General features: G+C 40.7%; 13 protein-coding genes. 10 read left to right on the top strand and 3 right to left on the bottom strand.

Annotated elements, in window-relative coordinates; translation table 11 throughout:
* Window positions 1-57: 57 nt before the first annotated feature.
* The 3 genes from purF to fabB form a co-directional block, all read right to left on the bottom strand.
* Window positions 58-1,584, bottom strand: a complete 1,527-nt coding sequence (purF, locus tag QMF79_RS10170; RefSeq protein ID WP_281773773.1) for an amidophosphoribosyltransferase — start codon at window positions 1,582-1,584, stop codon at window positions 58-60.
* A 12-nt stretch (window positions 1,585-1,596) separates the two neighbouring features.
* Window positions 1,597-2,103 carry a CvpA family protein gene (locus QMF79_RS10175; protein WP_281773774.1) on the bottom strand — a complete coding sequence of 169 codons (507 nt, stop codon included), beginning with the start codon at window positions 2,101-2,103 and terminating at the stop codon, window positions 1,597-1,599.
* A gap of 217 nt (window positions 2,104-2,320) precedes the next feature.
* The gene (gene fabB, locus QMF79_RS10180; protein WP_111312647.1) at window positions 2,321-3,538 is read right to left on the bottom strand and encodes a beta-ketoacyl-ACP synthase I; all 1,218 of its coding nucleotides are present in this window, start codon (window positions 3,536-3,538) and stop codon (window positions 2,321-2,323) included.
* A gap of 290 nt (window positions 3,539-3,828) precedes the next feature.
* Here fabB and QMF79_RS10185 point away from each other — a divergent pair, with 290 nt between their 5' ends.
* The 10 genes from QMF79_RS10185 to QMF79_RS10230 all read left to right on the top strand — a co-directional run bounded on the left by QMF79_RS10185 (window position 3,829) and on the right by QMF79_RS10230 (window position 19,742).
* Window positions 3,829-6,297, top strand: a complete 2,469-nt coding sequence (locus QMF79_RS10185; protein WP_281773807.1) for a class I adenylate cyclase — start codon at window positions 3,829-3,831, stop codon at window positions 6,295-6,297.
* Window positions 6,298-6,486: 189 nt separating this feature from the next.
* The gene (locus QMF79_RS10190) at window positions 6,487-8,580 is read left to right on the top strand and encodes a TonB-dependent receptor domain-containing protein (protein ID WP_281773775.1); all 2,094 of its coding nucleotides are present in this window, start codon (window positions 6,487-6,489) and stop codon (window positions 8,578-8,580) included.
* Between the two features lie 129 nt (window positions 8,581-8,709).
* Window positions 8,710-10,608: a heme lyase NrfEFG subunit NrfE gene (gene nrfE / locus QMF79_RS10195; RefSeq protein WP_281773776.1), complete on the top strand. Its 1,899-nt coding sequence runs from the start codon at window positions 8,710-8,712 to the stop codon at window positions 10,606-10,608.
* A 170-nt stretch (window positions 10,609-10,778) separates the two neighbouring features.
* Window positions 10,779-11,312 (top strand): redoxin family protein, encoded by a 534-nt coding sequence (locus QMF79_RS10200; protein WP_281773777.1) that lies wholly within the window; start codon window positions 10,779-10,781, stop codon window positions 11,310-11,312.
* 23 nt (window positions 11,313-11,335) lie between these two features.
* Entirely contained in the window at window positions 11,336-11,749 is a 414-nt protein-coding gene (gene nrfF / locus QMF79_RS10205) for a heme lyase NrfEFG subunit NrfF (protein WP_281773778.1), read from the top strand.
* Complete coding sequence (locus QMF79_RS10210) at window positions 11,750-12,493, top strand: TPR domain-containing protein (protein WP_281773779.1); 744 nt, start codon at window positions 11,750-11,752, stop codon at window positions 12,491-12,493. It abuts the gene before it with no gap.
* 147 nt (window positions 12,494-12,640) lie between these two features.
* Entirely contained in the window at window positions 12,641-14,476 is a 1,836-nt protein-coding gene (gene ilvD / locus QMF79_RS10215; RefSeq protein ID WP_281773780.1) for a dihydroxy-acid dehydratase, read from the top strand.
* Between the two features lie 130 nt (window positions 14,477-14,606).
* The gene (locus tag QMF79_RS10220) at window positions 14,607-15,170 is read left to right on the top strand and encodes an NAD(P)H nitroreductase (RefSeq protein ID WP_281773781.1); all 564 of its coding nucleotides are present in this window, start codon (window positions 14,607-14,609) and stop codon (window positions 15,168-15,170) included.
* 321 nt (window positions 15,171-15,491) lie between these two features.
* Window positions 15,492-17,519 carry a BCCT family transporter gene (locus QMF79_RS10225; protein WP_281773782.1) on the top strand — a complete coding sequence of 676 codons (2,028 nt, stop codon included), beginning with the start codon at window positions 15,492-15,494 and terminating at the stop codon, window positions 17,517-17,519.
* A 294-nt stretch (window positions 17,520-17,813) separates the two neighbouring features.
* Window positions 17,814-19,742 (top strand): ABC transporter ATP-binding protein, encoded by a 1,929-nt coding sequence (locus QMF79_RS10230; protein ID WP_281773783.1) that lies wholly within the window; start codon window positions 17,814-17,816, stop codon window positions 19,740-19,742.
* The last annotated feature ends 10 nt before the right edge of the window (window positions 19,743-19,752 follow it).

Genomic DNA, 19,752 nt, shown 5'->3' on the forward strand with positions numbered 1-19,752 from the left:
AAGAGAAAGGACGTAAAAAAACGCCCTTTTTTTCTTAGTTTACCCGATTTTCACCGATTATGCACTTGCACTAATGTTGTGAATTTCTAAATTGCCTGATTGAGCCGCATTTTTTGCTTTTGCTTTATCATTACGAGCTGCAGCAATTGCCTCTAAATATACTTGATCTACATCGCCTGTAATATATTCGCCTGTAAACACCGATGCATCAAAGTTTTTGATTGCTGGGTTTTCAGTTTGAACCGCTTTTATTAAGGCATCTAAATCTTGGAAAATCAATTTATCTACACCAATCATCTCTGCAATTTGATCTACATCACGATGATACGCCACTAATTCTTCACTGGTTGGCATATCAATGCCATATACGTTTGGATAGCGAATTTCTGGTGCTGCAGAAGCGAAGTACACTTTTTTTGCTCCAGCAGCACGTGCCATTTCAACAATCTGTTCAGAGGTTGTGCCACGCACGATAGAGTCATCGACTAATAATACATTTTTGCCTTTAAACTCTGCAGCGATTGCGTTAAGTTTACGGCGAACCGAGCTTTTCCGCTGTGCTTGACCTGGCATAATAAAGGTGCGAGCCACATAACGATTTTTCACAAAACCTTGGCGATATGGTTTGTAAAGTACGTTGGCAATACGCACGGCAATATCGTTTGAGGTTTCAGGCACAGGAATAACCACATCGATTTCATCCACTATTCTGCCCCACTCACGTTTAATTTTTTCGCCCAACATTTCGCCCATATGTACGCGTGAAGCATAAACAGACACGCCATCAATCACAGAATCTGGGCGGGCAAAATAGACGTATTCAAAAATACATGGATTGAGCGTTGGATTCTCTGCACAAATTTGTGAGTGAAGTTCACCATCAAAGGTAATATAAATGGCTTCGCCTGGCAGCACATCACGTTCAAACTCAAAGCCTACGATGTCTAACGCCACACTTTCAGAGGCAAACATATATTCGGTTTTCCCACCAACCACACGTTTACCCAATACAAGCGGTCTAATTCCAAACGGATCACGAAAAGCGACCATACCATGTCCGATGATCATTGCGATACAAGCATAAGCCCCTTTAATAATCTGATTGGTTTTGCGAACAGTTTCAAAAATGTTTTCAGGTGAAAGATGTGAGGTTGGATATTGATCAAGATAATGAGCAAAAATATTTAATAACGCTTCGGAGTCAGAATTGGTGTTCACGTGGCGACGTGCTTCAGTGAAAAGTAATTCTTTTAATTCTGCACTGTTGGTTAAGTTACCGTTATGCACGAGCGTTAAACCAAACGGTGAGTTTACATAAAAAGGCTGAGCTTCCGAAACGCTTGAACTGCCCGCAGTTGGGTAGCGAACGTGCCCGATACCTGCATTACCTTGCAAGCGTAACATATGTTCTTGGCGGAAAACCTCGCTCACTAAGCCATTCGCTTTACGTAAACGGAAGCGGTTTTCCTCATCAATAGTGACAATACCTGCGGCATCTTGCCCACGGTGTTGAAGTAATGTTAAACCATCATAAATCGCTTGGTTTACAGGCGATCCCCCAATAATCCCGACAATGCCGCACATAAAAAATAACCTCTATTTAGTTGAATTTAAGAAACTAGAATTTGCCTGTAATTGCTCGAAAAACCATTGCACAATGAAGTCAAAATGCGGGATAAGTTGCGATTCTTTCCAAAGCTCATTTTGACTTACTGATGTAAAGGTATCAAGGAAGAAAAGTGCTACAGAGACGATTAAAATCCCACGCAATGCACCAAATGCCCCACCGAGAATACGGTCTGTAGTAGATAAAATACCCGTGGTTGAAATGATTTTATTTAATAACGCATTGATGACACCGCATACAATCAGTACGATCACGAAAAGTGCTGCCGCCGCTACGCCATTGCGTAAATATTCTGAATTTTGCAAGTAAATGGAGTTCACTTGGGTAAGATAACTACTCAAATAAGGGTAAAAATTACTTGCTACCCAAAACGCCAATACCCAGCCAGCCAGCGATAATGCTTCACTCACAAAGCCACGCCATAAACTAATCAGAATAGAAAATGCAATCAAACCAACGATAATAATATCAACCATATAAACCTCTACGGGCAATATCCGCCCTATTTTACAAAAAAAGAAAACGTTTGCGTAGTGCAAACTGTGGAAAAAACATCATTATTTTGATGAAAGTGAGTAAGCGGTCGATTTTACAGAGTATTTTGCAAACTTTCTTTCTTTTTAACCGCTAAAGGAAAATGCCTTTACGATTTTAACCGTAAAGGCATTTAGTTTTCATAATAAATTTATTTTATTAACCGTTATATTTTTGGAACACTAAGCAAGCATTAGTACCACCAAAGCCGAAACTATTTGACATTACAGTTGTTAATGCTTTGTCTTGGCGTTCTGTTACGATATTTAAGCCTTGTGCCTGTTCATCTAATGTTTCAATGTTGATGCTTGGAGCGATAAAGCCATTGTCTAACATCAATAATGAGTAAATCGCTTCGTGTGCACCTGCAGCACCTAATGAGTGCCCCGTCATTGATTTAGTTGATGAAATCGCGGGTGTTTTTTCGCCAAATACGTTTTTGATTGCACCTAATTCTTTCACATCGCCTACTGGCGTTGAAGTGCCGTGTACGTTGATGTATTCGATTTCACCGTTTACGGTTGCCATCGCTTGTTTCATACAACGCTCTGCACCTTCACCGCTTGGTGCAACCATATCGTAACCGTCTGACGTTGCACCGTAGCCCACAATTTCTGCATAAATTTTTGCACCACGAGCAAGAGCGTGTTCCAATTCTTCAACAACAACGACTGCACCACCACCAGCGATAACGAAACCATCACGGTTTGCATCATAAGCACGGCTTGCTTTGGTTGGTGTGTCGTTATATTTAGTTGAAACTGCTCCCATTGCATCGAATTCGGTTGCACATTCCCAAGAAAGTTCTTCCGCGCCACCAGCGAAAACCACATCTTGTTTGCCTAATTGGATAAGTTCCATCGCGTGACCAATACAGTGAGCTGAAGTTGCACAAGCGGAGCTGATTGAGTAGTTCACACCACGGATTTTATAAGGGGTCGCTAAACAAGCTGATACGCTTGAAGCCATTGTTTTGGTTACGGCATAAGGACCTACCGCTTTCACACCACGAGGACCACGTACCGCATCGCACGCCACCAATTGGCTGTGTGCTGAACCAGTCCCCGCACCAATCACTAGACCTGTACGGTCATTTGAAACCTGTTCTTCAGTTAAGCCCGAATCTGCAATTGCTTCTTTCATTGAAAGGTAAGCGTAAGCGGCAGCATCACCCATAAAACGAAAAACTTTACGGTCGATTAACTCTGCTGGATTTAATTTAATGGTGCCGGCCACTTGGCTACGCATTCCTACTTCTGCAAATTCAGGTACGAATTCAATCCCTGATTTACCTTCTTTTAATGAAGCTAACACTTCTTCTTTGTTGTTACCGATACTAGAAATAATACCTAAACCTGTAATAACGACTCTTTTCATCTTTTATCCTTCAAGTACTTGGAAATATAATAAATCGTTCAAACTTTCATCAAAATAATGAGAAAGCCAGAAAAACTGCTTTATTCTACACAATTTTGCCTTTTCTCTGAACCATTTTAGCGAATTGATTATGTGATCCGAGCTGTTCTTTGGACGAAATCAATCTTCTTGTTTGCAGCAAAGAGGCTTTATCTTTACTTTTTTGTTTAAACTGTTAGAGTGATACAAAATTTAATAGAAAGGACTCTAAGGTGAAAAGTCTAACATCAATAGCTCTCAATTCAATTCATATGCGTTCTATTGATCGTGATCTTTCCTCTCATGCTGATGTGCAACTTGCCAAAGCGATTATAAAAGTGAATGCATTGGATCAATATCGCATTCGTCGAGCATTGGCTTCAAATGATGCCCATTTCAAGCACGTTTTTTATCTTATCCCATTATTATTACATTATAACCTGCCTGAATTGCCAGCTTATGTAGAGAATGCTCCGCACGGTATTTATCAATTTTCCTTTAATCATTACCAACAACGTTTTTTTGACACGCTTATTCCTGAAGAGAAAAAAACAAAGGTGATGCATTGTGCCTTTGATGGCATTTATTCAATGGGAAGTACTGGCTCAATTGTGCAAACGACTAAATCTGATCTGGATTTATGGATTTGTCATAATGATGAGATGAGCAGTGAAGATTATCAACTTATCGAGCAAAAACTCGCTAAATTAACTCAATGGGCAAAAGGATTAGGCATCGAAGTTAATTTCTATTTGATGAACCCTGAACGCTTTAAATCGAATCATTACAACTGCGGTGTAAGCGAAGAACACAGCGGTTCAGCACAACATTTTTTCTTGCTTGATGAATTTTATCGTTCCGCAGTTCGCTTGGCAGGCAAGCGCCTACTTTGGCTACATTTATCGGATAATGACTATAAAAAAGCGATTAAATCGAAAAAAATAGATCTCAACGAATGGATTGATTTTGGCGACTTTTCTTCACTTTCCACGTCCGAATTTTTTGGTGCGAGTTTATGGCAGCTTTACAAAGGCATTGAAAGTCCTTACAAATCAGCAATCAAAATTTTGTTGTTGGAAAGCTACGCCCAAACCTACCCAGAAACGAAGCTTATTTCAAAACAATTTAAGCAAAAATTATTGAGCAACAAAACGGAGTATTATCATTTCGATCCTTATTTGGCAATGCTTGAGCAAGTGACAGATTACCTTAAAAATCGTAAAGAATTATCAAGATTAGACCGCTTGCGTCAATGTTTTTACCTTAAAGCCAAAGAAGGAAAAGTGCTCTACAACTGGCGTGAGCGTGAGTTGCAATCTTTAATTGCTGATTGGGGCTGGGCTGATGAAGAAATAGCGTTACTTAATTCTCGTCCAAAATGGAAAATGAAACAGGCAATTGTGCAAGATAAAATGCTCGTCGAACAACTCTTACAAAGTTATCGCAATTTAATCAATTTTGCCAACAAATTCCATATCAATCCAAGCATAATGACGAACGATACCGACATTTTAATGCGTAAGCTTTATTCGGTTTTTGAAATACTGCCTGGCAAAGTAACTCTACTCAATCCACATATTACGCCTGATTTATCGGAACAAAATATTACTTTTATTGAAGCCCAAGACAGTTCGGCAATGAAAGCGGGTTGGTATTTGATTAATCAATCACCAAAAAGTGCTTACGACTCCTCACAGCGCTTTGTGCAATACAACAAAAATTTACACAAACTGGTGGCGTGGGCATATTTCAATGGCATGATTACCGTGAGCACCAAATTACACGTGGTTAGCCAACATGTTGATTTACATAAACTACGTCAATTTATTACCGATCTACGGCTCTTTTTCCCTGTTTCTGCACCGAAAATCAGTGAAAATGAGTTATTGCACCCTAATGAAATTCGTAGCCTTATTTTAGCGATAAATCTCACAAATGATCCAACGCAACACTTTGCTGATATTCGCCGTGATTTCCATTCAAGCGATTTATTTAGCTTTAATGCCTTTGAGCAAAATTTGGTAGGAAGCGTAAGCATTATTTACCGCAATATGTGGAATGAAATTCGTACCCAACATTTTGAGGGTGAACAAGCTGTTTTGAATGCACTAAAGCTACTTTCCAACAAAATCTACCGCAATTCAGCCCCCCCACAATCAGTAAATGTATTCTGCTATAGCAAACAGTTTCGCAGTGAGTTGCGGGAAACCATCGCTGATCTGGTGCATCGTTGCATTTCAGTACAAACAGGATCGATTTATGCCAATGCGTTTAATACGGTAAAAGTGGCAGGCAGAACTTGGCAACTGGTATTTAGCGATAAAAACGTGAAAATTAAGCCTGTTGCAGAACAAGCGGTTGAAAAAGTCAAACGCCTTACCATATTAAGCCATTTAAGCAAAAAAGGCGAAAATCGAGTGGTGGTGTACCCAAGTCAAATCAACGATTTTGCCAGTGAAGGATTTTTACAATTCTTCTTTGAAGATGGCAAAAATGGTTGTTTTAACGTCTATATTCTAGACGAAAACAATCATATCGAAAATTACACCAGTTGCAGTGGCACAAAAGAAGAAAAAATTCGTGAAATCAACCGCTTGTATGCTGAGCAATACCTTGAAAATGACCAAAACAGCATTTTTAACTACCCGCAATTCTACCAACTTTTAGAAGAGGGCGATGAGGTGAAAATCGTGCCATTTCAAAGTAAGCAACATAGGGAATTTATGCAAAAACAGGGATAACATTTCTCTACAAGCAGGTTTTTACACCTGCTTTTTTATTGAAAAATAAGGGTTAAATTAACTTTAGCGTGGTTAAAATGTAAAGACTTACTCTAAATGATATTGACTCCTATTAAAAATTTACATATATTTACGGAACTTTTTACAAGTAAGAATAATTCTTATCTTTCTTTATTTTGGAATCTACAGATGAAATTGAAAAACACCCCACTTTCTGTTGCTGTGCTTGCAGCGCTTTCTTCTTTTGCATACGCAAATACTGCTGATTCAGTGAAACTTGATGTTGTTCAAGTTGTTTCTGAAAATGCAGGAGCAAAAAGCAAAACCAATGTTGTAACCTTAAAAGATCTTCAAAAATCGACTAACGAAGATTTAAGAGGCGTATTAAGTGCTGAACCCGCAATTAACTTTGGTGGCGGTAATGGAGGTACTTCACAATGGGTGACTATTCGTGGTATGGGTCAAGACCAAATTGATTTCAAAGTAGATAATACTTCAAGCGACACCCCAGTTTTCCATCACCAAAGCCGTTTTATGTTAGATCCAAGCCTTATTAAACGTATTGACGTACGTAAAGGTGCAGGTTCTGCAAGTGCGGGCATTGGTGCAACCAGTGGCTCTATTGAAGCTACGACGGTTGATGCAAAAGATTTATTAGAAGAAGGTCAAGCGTTTGGTTTCAAACTTAATGCTGGCGTAAGCAGCAATAAAGGCCACTCACAAGGTGCAACCGTTTATGGTAAAGCAGGCGTTGTAGATGCATTATTAAGCGGTAACTGGCAAACTCTTGAAAATTACAAAGGCGGTAAAGGCTATTCAAATAAAGATGGCTCTGATGTAGTTAAAAATAGTGCATTAGGACAACGTGGTCTATTAGCCAAATTTGGCGTGGACATTACAGAAAATCAACGCGTTGTGTTAAGCCATCGCCAAGAACAATATCACGGTGAACGAGCATTACGCGAAGAGTTTGATTTCTCACAATCTTATTTAGCAGGTACAAGTCAAGATCTTAAAGCGGGTCAAACATTAAGTAATGTTTTCGCAGGTAAAGATCATCGCGGTAATAACACTTACTATATTTTAGATTCAAATGGTGCCTTGATTGCGAATGATGCAAATAATAACCCTCGTTATCGTATTACAACACAGGATACGACAAACTTAGAGTGGAGTGGTAAAAATATGGGCTTCATTACTGAAGCAAAAGCAAATGCTTACCGTATTGAAACCTCACGCAAAGAACCTGCCCAAAGAAGCTATAGTACTACACGTGTTTCAACTCAAGGTGCAAACTTAGATTTAGATTCTGAGATTGGTGAAAGTCACTGGCTAAAATATGGTGTTAACTACCGCCATCAAGAAGCAAAACCAAATTCAATAGCTCATGCAACAGGTGTAAAACGCAACCAACAAAAAGAAGATGTGGGTTTATATGTTGAAGGGATTTGGGGCTTTGGACCAGTCACATTAACCACAGGTGCACGTTACGATCACTTTAAATTCAAAGCGAACAGTGGCAAAACCGTCAGCCATGCTGATTTCAATCCAAGCGTTGGTTTAATCTGGCAAGCGTTAGATAATTTAAGTTTCAATACTAACTTAAACTATGCAAGCCGTAGCCCACGTATGTTTGAAGCGATGTTAGCAGGCGATAGATTACGTGATGTTTCAGATAATCTACGTGCAGAAAAAGCACGTAACACAGAAGTGGGTTTCAACTATGATGTAACTAAAAACATCTCATTAAACGGTAGCTACTTCTGGCAAAAAGTAAAAGATGCTCACGCGACTAAAGCTAACACCATTGTAAATGCTGCACTACTACGTAACCAAGGTTATGAATTAGGTGGTGCCTATAAACAAGGTGGTTTCAAATTCCGTGTAGGCGTTGCTGACAGCAAACCAGAAACCTTCACATTTAACGGTGCAAGTTTAGATAATGCCGTATTTGCAGTAGCAACAGGTCGCACTTGGACAACAGCCGTTTCTTATAAATTTGAAAATCCAAGTTTAGAATTAGGTTGGAAAGGTCGTTTTGTTGAAGGCGAAACAGGCACACCAAGTCGCGGGTCAAACGCTGGTTCAGCGGCAATCAAACAATCAGGGTATGGTGTGAGCGATTTCTACGCAAACTGGGAAGCAAACAAAAACTTAATGCTTAATTTTGCGGTAAATAATGCATTTAACAAAAACTATAAGAGCCATAGCCAACGTGCTGGCGGCAATAGTTTAGCGGGTGCAGGTCGTGATTTCCGTATGAATGCAACTTACACTTTCTAATTTCATAATAATCCCTCTATGATCAAACCTTACCCACCTCTTTCGAGGTAGGTAAGGTTTTTTTCGTTCTCCCTCTTTCGGATTTATGGCATAATCTGTGCAGTTTTATTTTTGTTCACTTAGATTTCAATGTTTCCAGAATTTGGCTATTTTTCCCTGATTTTTGCTCTTATTGCCTCGATAACCCAAGTAGGGTTATCGCTTTGGGGTGAGCTGAGAAGAGCTCCATATTTTTTATCGCTAAACCCATTTCTCTCGCTATTACAAGCGGTCGGAACGGGCATTTCTTTTGCAAGCCTTGCTTATGCGTTTTTAACCGATGATTTCTCGGTGATTTACGTTGCTCAACACTCCAATAGCCAATTACCCGATTTTTTTAAATTCGCTGCCACTTGGGGCGGGCACGAAGGTTCAATGCTCTTTTGGCTTACCGCACTCACGCTCTGGACGACGGTCTTTTGCCTTTTTTCTCGTAAAATCGACCGCTTGTTTGCTAATCGCACACTAGCGATGATTTCGCTTGTTGCAATGGGCTTTATGCTCTTTATCTTGCTGGTTTCCAATCCCTTCGAGCGTAGTTTTCCACCTCCTCCAGAAGGCCGTGATCTCAATCCAATGCTGCAAGATATTGGCTTGATTTTCCATCCGCCACTGCTCTATTTAGGCTATGTCGGCTTTGCAGTGAGCTTTGCGATGATTGTGGCAAGCCTACTTTCTGGCAAAATGGACGCTGCCGTAGCTCGTTGGATTCGCCCTTGGACAATGATTTCGTGGGGCTTTCTCACTGCAGGGATTATCCTCGGTGCTTGGTGGGCGTATTACGAACTTGGCTGGGGAGGCTGGTGGTTCTGGGATCCGGTTGAAAATGCTTCATTGATGCCGTGGCTTCTCGGCACTGCGTTAGTGCATTCGTTAATCGCTAGCGAACAACGTGGCGTGTTTAATTATTGGACGATTTTACTCGCCATTTTCGCCTTCGCCTTAAGCTTGCTCGGCACATTTATCGTTCGCTCTGGCGTACTTACTTCTGTACACGCCTTTGCGGTCGATCCTGATCGCGGTGTGGCATTACTGCTGCTTTTCTTCAGTCTCAGTTTTATTGCTCTCGCACTCTTCGCTTGTAAAACCCAATTCTGGCAAGGTGAAGTACGCTTTACGTTTTTTTCTAAAGAAACCGCATTCTTATTGCTCAACGGTTTATTTGCTGTAGCAACTTCGGTTGTGTTGCTTGGCACTTTTTATCCACTTGTGTTTACGATGATGCAATGGGGCAGTATTTCCGTTGGCGCACCTTATTTCAACACTATTTTCACCCCGCTTGCGTTGCTAGCAATGTGTGCAATGGGCGTAGCTGTGATACTTCGCTGGAAAAATGTACCGCTCAAACAAGCCAAATTACAACTCTGGCTTCTGCCCGTGGCGGTGTTGCTTGCCCTTGGTTTGATTTATCACACCGTGAGCCAAACGCATCTGTTTAAAATCGAACCACTTCCCGTAGTGTTCGTCAGTCTTGCATTCTGGATTATTTTGACGCATCTGCCTTATTTGCGTTTTATGTGGAAAATCCGTCCGCTTGCAATGCGTTTGGCACATATCGGCTTTGCGATTTGTGTGATTGGTGCGATGATGAACAGCTACTATGGTGATGAAATTGGTGTACGATTAAAACCGACTGAAACTGCCAATATCGCCGATTTTGAATTTAAATATGAAGAGTATCGCGATGCTATTGGTGCCAACTACACTGCTGAACAAGCCGTTTTTTCCATCAGTAAAGCCGGCAAAACGCTCGCCCAAATCATCCCAGAACGACGTTATTACGACATCCGCACCATGACAATGGCTGAAGTCGGCTTATATCACCACGGCTTGCATGATCTTTATGTAGTGATGGGCGATAAATTCGGCAATTTAGAATACGCCTTCCGCCTACATTACAAACCTTACGTCAGAGCTTTATGGCTTGGTGGGGTAATTATGGTGTTGGCTTCACTAATGGCGTTGTTAGGGTATTCTCGCAGAAAATAAAAAATCCGCCGATAGCAATGCTACTAAAAAATCCCCCTCTTTAGAAAAGAGGGGTTAGGGGAGATTTGATTACGATGTTTATTTTTCGTATGGACTCCGTTTTCACTTCTGCCAAATCTCCCCCTCCCCTCTTTGCTAAAGAGGGGGGATTATTACAAAAGGAAACAACAATGAAAAAAATCCTCCTCTTCATCCCCCTCGCCATTCTTATGGCGGTGGTGGCATTTTTAACCGTTCCGCTGTTGAACAAAGATGCCCTTTCGCCAACGGAAGATTGGCAAGATAAGCCAATACCCGAATTTGTGGGCAAAAATCTACTTGATCCGCACGCACGTTTAACCAACAACAGCTTGCCACAAGAGCCGTATATTTTGAATGTTTGGGCGAGTTGGTGTATCTGGTGTATTAAAGAGTTTCCGATCTTATTGAAATTGAAAGCTCAAGGCGTGCCGATTGTGGGTTTAACCTATTCAGACCAACCCACCGATGCTCGTGAAGCTTTAGGGCGTTGGGGAAATCCATTTGCGTTGGTAATTGATGACTATGAACGCGGTTTTTTAATTCAAACCTTGAAGGTCTCTTCCGCCCCGTCAAGCTACTTGGTGGATAAACACGGCGTCGTTCGCTACCAACAAAAAGGCTATAATCCTGATTTTGAAAAAGATTTCCTGCCAAGATTAGAAGCATTAAGAAACGAAAAATAAGAGCATAGGAATATAGGAATAGAATGAAGTTTTTGCAAAAAATTATCCTTTTTTTACCGCTTGTCTTTGCCGTTTTCAGCAATATAGCCAAGGCGGAAATGGTCGATACCTTCCAATTTCACAACGATGCAGATCGCATACGTGCAATGAGTTTAGCGAAATCTTTGCGTTGTCCGCAATGCCAGAATCAAAATTTATTGGAGTCAAATGCCACTACTGCTTATAAACTTCGTATTGAAGTGTATGAAATGGTCAATGAAGGCAAATCGGATCAGGAAATTGTTGAAATTATGACCCAGCGTTTCGGTAATTTTGTGAACTACAAACCGCCTGTAAATGAGCAAACTTGGCTGCTTTGGGGGATGCCTGTGGCCTTGCTGGGGATCATTTTAGTTGCGATCGTATGGAGAACTCGTACCAGAAAGACAGGACAATAGATGAAAACACGTGAACAGCTTAATTTAGAAAACTATCAACAAGCGGTCAAATTCGCAGGCAATTTTGCCGAACCGTTCAAACAAGAATATTTGTCGGAGGCAGAAAGCCGTTATCAATTTGATCAAAATACAACAGAACCTTGGCAAAATAAAAGGAAATTTTCACCGCTTGTTACAAGTTTGGTTGTGCTTTTAATTACCGTCCTCAGTGGCTTACTTTATTGGCAGTCGGGGCGTTATGCCTTGGTGCAAAAAGGTGAGCAAATGCACCAAGCCTTCCAAGTAAAATTGGAGATGGAAGACAAAACCCAAAAAAACGATCGCTATATTGAGAGCTTGCAAAACCGTTTGCGCGAGAACCCAAACGATGGGGATTTATGGTATGAATTGGGGCAGGCTTATGCGTTAAATAATGAGTTTAATTCAGCATTGATTAGCTATCAAAATGCACAGGTGGTATTGGGCGAAAAAGCGGCGATTTTAGGGGCAATGGCAACCGTAGATTATTATGATAAAGGGCAAAAACTGTCCGAGCAGGCAAAAGCGTGGTTAGATAAAGCCTTATCATTAGATTCAAAAGAGAGTTCAAGCTTGTTACTACTGGCTTCTGATGCCTTTTTGCATAATGATTATGAGCAAGCAATTGGCTATTGGCGACGTGTGTTAGATGGCGATAATGATGCCATTAACCGCCGTGCAATTATTCAAAGTATTGAAATGGCGAAGCAGATGAAGCAAAAATAACCCCTCCCTCTGAAGAAATTTCTAGATGGAACTTTTTCTGTCTCTCTTACCAAGGGAAAGAGGAAATTTTCCACAAACTATTTAAATTCAAGTAGAATAGAACCCTTTTATTTTAACAGACACAACAGATAAAAATTTGGAGAGATTATGCCTAAACTACGTTCAGCGACCAGTACACAAGGTCGTAATATGGCGGGCGCACGTGCATTATGGCGTGCAACAGGAATGAAAGAAAATGACTTCGGCAAACCAATTATTGCCGTGGTAAACTCATTTACCCAGTTTGTACCAGGTCACGTACATTTAAAAGATATGGGGCAATTGGTTGCCGCTGAAATTGAAAAAGCAGGCGGTGTTGCAAAAGAATTTAACACTATTGCGGTAGACGATGGTATCGCAATGGGACACGGTGGTATGCTTTATTCACTTCCAAGCCGTGATTTAATTGCAGATTCGGTGGAATATATGGTGAACGCACACTGTGCGGATGCGATGGTCTGTATTTCCAACTGCGATAAAATTACCCCAGGGATGTTGATGGCGGCAATGCGTTTGAACATCCCAACCATCTTCGTTTCAGGCGGCCCAATGGAAGCAGGTAAAACCAAACTTTCTGATCAATTAATTCGCTTAGATTTGGTAGATGCAATGATCGAAGCAGCCGATCCAAATGTTTCAGATGAACGTATTGATGCTATTGAGCGTTCTGCTTGCCCAACTTGTGGTTCTTGCTCGGGTATGTTCACCGCAAACTCAATGAACTGCTTAACAGAAGCATTAGGTTTAAGCTTACCGGGCAACGGCTCAATGCTTGCCACCCACGCAGACCGTAAAGAGTTGTTCTTAAAAGCGGGGCGTCAAATCGTTGAATTATGCAAACGCTACTACGAACAAGACGACGAAAGCGTATTGCCACGTTCAATCGGTACTTTCGATGCTTTTGAAAATGCGATGAGCTTAGACATCGCAATGGGCGGTTCAAGTAACACCGTGTTACACTTACTCGCTGCCGCACAAGAAGCAGGCGTGGACTTCAAAATGGAAGACATTGACCGATTATCTCGCAAAGTACCTTGCTTGAGTAAAATCGCACCGAACACCAACAAATACCATATGGAAGATGTTCACCGTGCCGGCGGTATTATGGGCTTATTAGGCGAATTAGACCGTGCGGGCTTAATCCACAAAAATACCCACACTGTGTTAGGTTTAACGATGGGCGATCAGCTTGACCAATACGATATTATTCGCAACCAAGACGAAGAGTTACACAAATTCTTCCGTGCTGGTCCTGCGGGTATTCGCACCACTCAAGCATTCTCACAAGATTGCCGTTGGGACACGGTAGATAATGACCGCGTAAACGGTTGTATCCGCAACAAAGAAAACGCGATTTCACAAGAGGGCGGTTTGGCGGTGTTATTTGGTAATATTGCAGAAGACGGCTGTATCGTAAAAACTGCAGGCGTGGATGAATCGATCTGGAAATTCACTGGTAAAGCGATTGTATTTGAAAGCCAAGAAGATGCTGTTGCAGGTATTTTAGGTGGTAAAGTGAAAGAAGGTCATGTGGTGATCATCCGTTACGAAGGCCCGAAAGGCGGACCAGGTATGCAAGAGATGCTTTACCCAACCAGCTACTTAAAATCGATGGGCTTAGGCAAAAAATGTGCACTTTTAACAGATGGACGTTTCTCTGGCGGCACATCGGGTTTATCTATTGGACACGCTTCCCCAGAAGCGGCTTCAGGTGGTGCAATCGGTTTAGTTCGCGATGGCGATATTATCAACATTGACATTCCAAACCGTGCCATCAATCTTGCAGTAAGCGATGAAGAACTTGCCACACGTCGTGCAGAGCAAGACGCAAAAGGTTGGGCACCAGCAAACCGCCAACGTGAAGTCTCTTTTGCACTGAAAGTTTACGGACATTTCGCCACTTCAGCCGATAAAGGCGCGGTACGTGATAAAACGAAAATTTAATTAAGCTAACCGAAAGGCTGATGGGAAATCTGTCAGCCTTTTTTAGTAGGTTGTGTGAATGCAATTCACACACTTTTTTTACCGCTTGTGTGCATGAACTGACGGTTCACACACCTTATTGTGAGGAATTATGGATATTTTAGATTTACTTCATCATCGTCGTTCAAGTAAACAATTTGGCAATGTTGCACCTAATACAGAACAGCTTGATGTGATTTTAAAAGCAGCTTTACGAGCACCAGATCATGGGCGAATGAAACCTTATCATTTTGTGGTGATTCAAGAAAGTGGTATGCCAAAATTTCACGAATGCTTAAAATCAGCAGCCATTGAATTTGAAATGGATGAAAAAAATGCTGCCAAAGCCGATAAATTAGCAAATCAAGCTCCAATGGTCATTGGCGTGGTGGCAAAATTAGATCACGAATCAGTGAAAGTGCCCATTTGGGAGCAAATTGTTTGTGCAGGTTGTGCCACTTATGCGATGCAATTAGCAGCAAACGCTCAAGGTTTTGATACTGTTTGGATTACGAAAAAATGGGTGGAAAGCACAGCTATTCGCGAAGCATTTGGTTGTGCGGAAACGGATAAAGTGATTGGCTTGCTAATGATCGGTTCACCTAAAGATGGCGAAGAAATTGCTTCCGCTCGCGATGCAGAAGATCCAACTGATTTTGTGCATTTTATCCGCTAATAGAATTGGTGTTAAAAGAGGCATAGTTTTGACAAAACAGTAATCATTTTATCTACTATACTTTTATTAAATATAAAACGAATTCTATAAATTTAGTATGGATTTGAAATAATCACCAACCCGTGTTATTATATCCATACTTTTGGAAACAATCCTCTCAATTCCTACTGAGCGTTTCCTTCAAAATCGCACTTCTATGTGCTGTCATTCGTAGTTGTTCAACTGCACACTTTTGCCTTAAGGCAGCATCTCTAAGATGTAATTTTTTTAAATAAAATATTCAATATTTCAATGATCTACTTAACTATTTAAGGAGAAGGTTTGTCTTTATCTCAATTTATGGAAAAACGAACGTCATTTAATCCATTAGTGATCGGCTTGACGTTATTTTTTATCCTCTTTTTAGTGCTCATGATTTTGGTTGCACCGACGCAAACACAAGCACTATTAGATCAAGCTAAAGCAGGGATTTTTGCCAATTTTAGTTGGTTCTACGTTTTAACATTTTCAATTTTTTTAGGCTTTTTGCTGATTCTTTCCTTCAGTAGTTTAGGGAATATTAAACTTGGTAATGATGAAGAAGAGCCTGAATTTCGATTCCTTTCTTGGCTTGCAATGTTATTTGCAGCGGGAATGGGGGTTGGGTTGATGTTCTTTGGTGTGGCAGAACCATTGACACATTATCTCTCAGAGATTACTAGCGGCACAGCAGAACATCGTCAACAAGAAGCGATGTTACATACCTTATTCCACTGGGGAATTCACGCTTGGGCGGTGTATGGAATGATTGCTTTGGCTTTAGCTTATTTCGGTTTCCGCTATAAACTGCCACTTGCATTGCGTTCTTGTTTCTACCCATTATTGAAAGATCGTATTAACGGTAAAGTCGGTGACGTCATTGATGTGATGTCATTGCTTGCGACTTTATTCGGTATTATTACAACCTTAGGTTTTGGTGCATCGCAATTAGGTGCGGGATTAACTCAATTAGGTTGGGCAAGCGAAAATAGCTTTAGTTTACAGTTAATTGTTATTGTCGTTGTCATGAGCTTAGCCATATTCTCTGCGATTTCGGGAGTGGGAAAAGGAGTGAAAATGCTGAGCGAAATAAACCTAAGCTTAGCTTTCTTATTGCTAATTTTTGTTTTAGTAGCAGGACCAACGCTCTATTTATTATCGGCATTTAGTGATAACTTAGGCACATATCTTAGCCATTTAGTACAATTAAGTTTCAAAACCTATACGTATGAACAAGAGCATACTAACTGGTTTAGCGGTTGGACAGTTCTTTATTGGTCATGGTGGTGTTCTTGGGCACCTTTTGTAGGCTTATTTATTGCACGGATTTCAAAAGGACGTACAATTCGTGAATTTATTTTTGGCGTATTAGTCATTCCAAGCTTATTTGGTGTACTTTGGTTTACCGTATTTGGTAACACCGCCATTTGGCTCAATGATGGTGAGGCTGCGGGTGCATTAGGTCAGTTAATCTCAACGCCAGAATCGCTCTTATTTAGATTCTTAGATTACTTACCGCTTTCAGCCGTAACAGGCATTGTCAGTTTAGTGGTGATTTCGTTATTCTTTATTACTTCGGCAGACTCAGGTATTTATGTCCTCAATAACATTGCATCACGCGATAAAAGCTTAACTTCTCCTCGCTGGCAAGCAGTAATGTGGGGGGGAGTAATGTCTGTGGTAGCGATTGTCTTAATGTATTCAGGTGGCTTAGCTAACCTACAAGCAATGACGTTAATGGTATCTCTCCCATTTGCCATGTTAATGCTGATTATGTGTGTGAGCTTATGGAAAGGTTTAAATGCAGATAAGAAATACTTTAGCACTAAAGTGAACCCAACCAGCATTTTCTGGACGGGCGAAAAATGGAAAGATCGTTTAGAGCAAATGATGAACCAAACGCAAGAGAAAGATATTTTACGCTTCCTCAAACATACTGCGTTGCCTGCAATGCGTGAATTACGCCAAGAGTTAATTGGTAAATATAATTTGAGTGTGTCGGTAAAGACCTTGTTTGATCAAGATGAACCTGCAGTCGAATTAGTGATTCAAAAAGATGCAATACGTGACTTTATGTACGGTATTAAATCGGTTAGCCGTGAAGTTTCAGAGCAGTTAATTAACGATGAAAACTTACCGCATATTCAACATAGCACCACTTACGAACCTTACACTTATTTCTTTGATGGTCGTGTTGGTTATGATGTGCAATATATGGATAAAAATGAGTTAATTGCGGATATGTTAAAACATTACGAACGTTATTTAACGTTATTAGATAATGTTGGGCAAGAGCTAATGGCTCATGAACAAACAGAATTAGCAGAATAATTTTTACGTTTAGTCTTTCAAAATACGGTTGAATTTTTTCAACCGTATTCTCTTTATTTTAGGCGTTTTAAGCACACCTAATCTCTTTTTTATAATTTACTATTTTTAGTGACGGGAGAATTCAGGTAAATCAATATTTAACCGAAGGTGAATTAAACCAATCACTTCAAGATATTGCCTCATTGCTTTTTAAGCTTCTTCATTATTTACACATTACCACCAACATGTCACCGCTTACCTCCCTCGTTCAAATCTGATAGAATAGCCAAATTTTTTATTATTAACATCAATTTTATGGCATTACTTAACCTATCAAACGCCTATTTAGGCTTCGGGGATTTTCCACTTTTAGATCATACCGAATTACATATTGAACCGAACGAACGCGTCTGTTTAGTGGGGCGCAATGGAGCGGGCAAATCAACGTTAATGAAAGTACTTGCTGGCGAAGTGCAATTAGACGATGGCAAGTTAATTTTTGAAAAAGACATCATTGTGACACGCCTTGAGCAAGATCCACCACGTCATATTCAAGAAACCGTTTTCGAATATGTTGCTGAAGGGATTGCACATTTAAGCGATCTTTTAAAGCAATATCACCACATTTCGCAACAAATGCTGACCAATTACAGCGATGAGTTATTAGCAAAATTGTCACAAGTGCAAGCTCAGCTTGAGCACAATAATGGCTGGCAGTTTGAAAACCGCATCCAAGACACGCTGAAATTGTTAGAGCTTGATCCAGACAAAAAACTCTGTGAACTTTCAGGTGGTTGGGTTCGCCGTGCTGCTCTTGCCCGTGCCTTGGTTGCCAACCCAGATATTCTGTTATTAGATGAACCAACCAACCATTTAGATGTGGAAGCCATCACTTGGCTTGAAGATTTATTGCTCAATTTCAAAGGTTCGATCATCTTTATTTCGCACGACCGCTCATTTATCCGCAAAATAGCAACCCGAATTGTTGATTTAGATCGCGGTAAATTGGTTTCTTACCCAGGTAATTACGATCTTTATTTAGAAACCAAAGCAGAAGATTTACGTGTAGAAGCCTTACAAAATGAGCTTTTCGATAAAAAACTAGCTCAAGAAGAGGTTTGGATTCGCCAAGGCATTAAAGCCCGCCGCACGCGTAACGAAGGGCGAGTGCGAGCCTTGAAAAAATTGCGTGAAGAGCGTCGCAACCGTCGTGAAGTGCAAGGCAAAGCTAAAATCCAGTTAGATACCACTGCTCGATCAGGCAAAATCGTGTTTGAAATTGAGCATGCCAGTTACGAAGTTGAAGGTAAAACCTTGCTGAAAGATTTTTCTGCGACTATTCAACGTGGCAATAAAATTGCGTTAGTGGGGCCAAACGGCTGTGGTAAAACCACCTTCATCAAACTGTTATTAGGTGAATTGCAACCTACTTCGGGTACCATTCGTTGTGGAACCAAATTAGATGTCGCTTATTTCGATCAATACCGTGCAGAGTTAGATTTAGAAAAAACGGTGATGGACAACGTTGCCGATGGTAAACAAGATATTGAAGTAAACGGCGTAAAACGCCACGTGCTTGGCTATTTGCAAGATTTCTTATTTCCGCCCAAACGTGCAATGACGCCCGTTAAAGCCTTATCGGGCGGCGAGCGCAACCGTCTCTTATTGGCAAAATTATTGCTCAAGCCCAATAACCTTCTGATTCTGGATGAACCAACCAATGACTTGGACGTGGAAACATTGGAATTATTGGAAGAACTGCTTGCCGATTATCAAGGTACATTATTAATCGTCAGCCACGACCGTCAATTTATCGACAATACCGTGGAAGAGTGTTTCTTCTTTGAAGGCAACGGCGTATTAAATCAATATATTGGTGGCTATTTTGATGCGAAGCAGCAACAAGAAAATTACCATGCCAGCCAAGCTGTACAATCGCAAAATCAGAAGAAAAATGAACCGCTTGTAAGCGAACTCGTAAAACAAGAAAAACCCAAAGCAGAAACGAAGAAAGTGAAGTTGTCGTATAAAGAACAACGTGAACTGGAAGAATTACCTGCGAAGATGGAAGCCCTTGAGGCAGATATTGAAGCTTTGCAAACAGAGGTGAATTCAGCTGATTTCTTCAGCAAAGAAATCGCTTATACCCAAGAAAAATTACAAGCTCTTGCAGAGAAAGAAGCTGAACTTGAACAAGCTTTTGAACGCTGGGAAATGCTTGAGAATATTAAGAGTGTGATATAAATGAAAATAA

This window comes from Pseudohaemophilus parahaemolyticus, assembly GCF_938021905.1.
GTDB classification, from domain to species: domain Bacteria; phylum Pseudomonadota; class Gammaproteobacteria; order Enterobacterales; family Pasteurellaceae; genus Haemophilus_A; species Haemophilus_A parahaemolyticus_B.

Excerpts from the sequence above, each read along its gene's own strand:
- fabB (WP_111312647.1), bottom strand. The coding sequence starts at position 3,538 with ATGAAAAGAGTCGTTATTACAGGTTTAGGTATTATTTCTAGTATCGGT.
- QMF79_RS10210 (WP_281773779.1), top strand. The coding sequence starts at position 11,750 with ATGAAAACACGTGAACAGCTTAATTTAGAAAACTATCAACAAGCGGTC.
- nrfF (WP_281773778.1), top strand. The coding sequence starts at position 11,336 with ATGAAGTTTTTGCAAAAAATTATCCTTTTTTTACCGCTTGTCTTTGCC.
- ilvD (WP_281773780.1), top strand. The coding sequence starts at position 12,641 with ATGCCTAAACTACGTTCAGCGACCAGTACACAAGGTCGTAATATGGCG.
- purF (WP_281773773.1), bottom strand. The coding sequence starts at position 1,584 with ATGTGCGGCATTGTCGGGATTATTGGGGGATCGCCTGTAAACCAAGCG.
- QMF79_RS10175 (WP_281773774.1), bottom strand. The coding sequence starts at position 2,103 with ATGGTTGATATTATTATCGTTGGTTTGATTGCATTTTCTATTCTGATT.
- QMF79_RS10220 (WP_281773781.1), top strand. The coding sequence starts at position 14,607 with ATGGATATTTTAGATTTACTTCATCATCGTCGTTCAAGTAAACAATTT.
- QMF79_RS10230 (WP_281773783.1), top strand. The coding sequence starts at position 17,814 with ATGGCATTACTTAACCTATCAAACGCCTATTTAGGCTTCGGGGATTTT.
- nrfE (WP_281773776.1), top strand. The coding sequence starts at position 8,710 with ATGTTTCCAGAATTTGGCTATTTTTCCCTGATTTTTGCTCTTATTGCC.
- QMF79_RS10185 (WP_281773807.1), top strand. The coding sequence starts at position 3,829 with ATGCGTTCTATTGATCGTGATCTTTCCTCTCATGCTGATGTGCAACTT.
- QMF79_RS10200 (WP_281773777.1), top strand. The coding sequence starts at position 10,779 with ATGAAAAAAATCCTCCTCTTCATCCCCCTCGCCATTCTTATGGCGGTG.
- QMF79_RS10190 (WP_281773775.1), top strand. The coding sequence starts at position 6,487 with ATGAAATTGAAAAACACCCCACTTTCTGTTGCTGTGCTTGCAGCGCTT.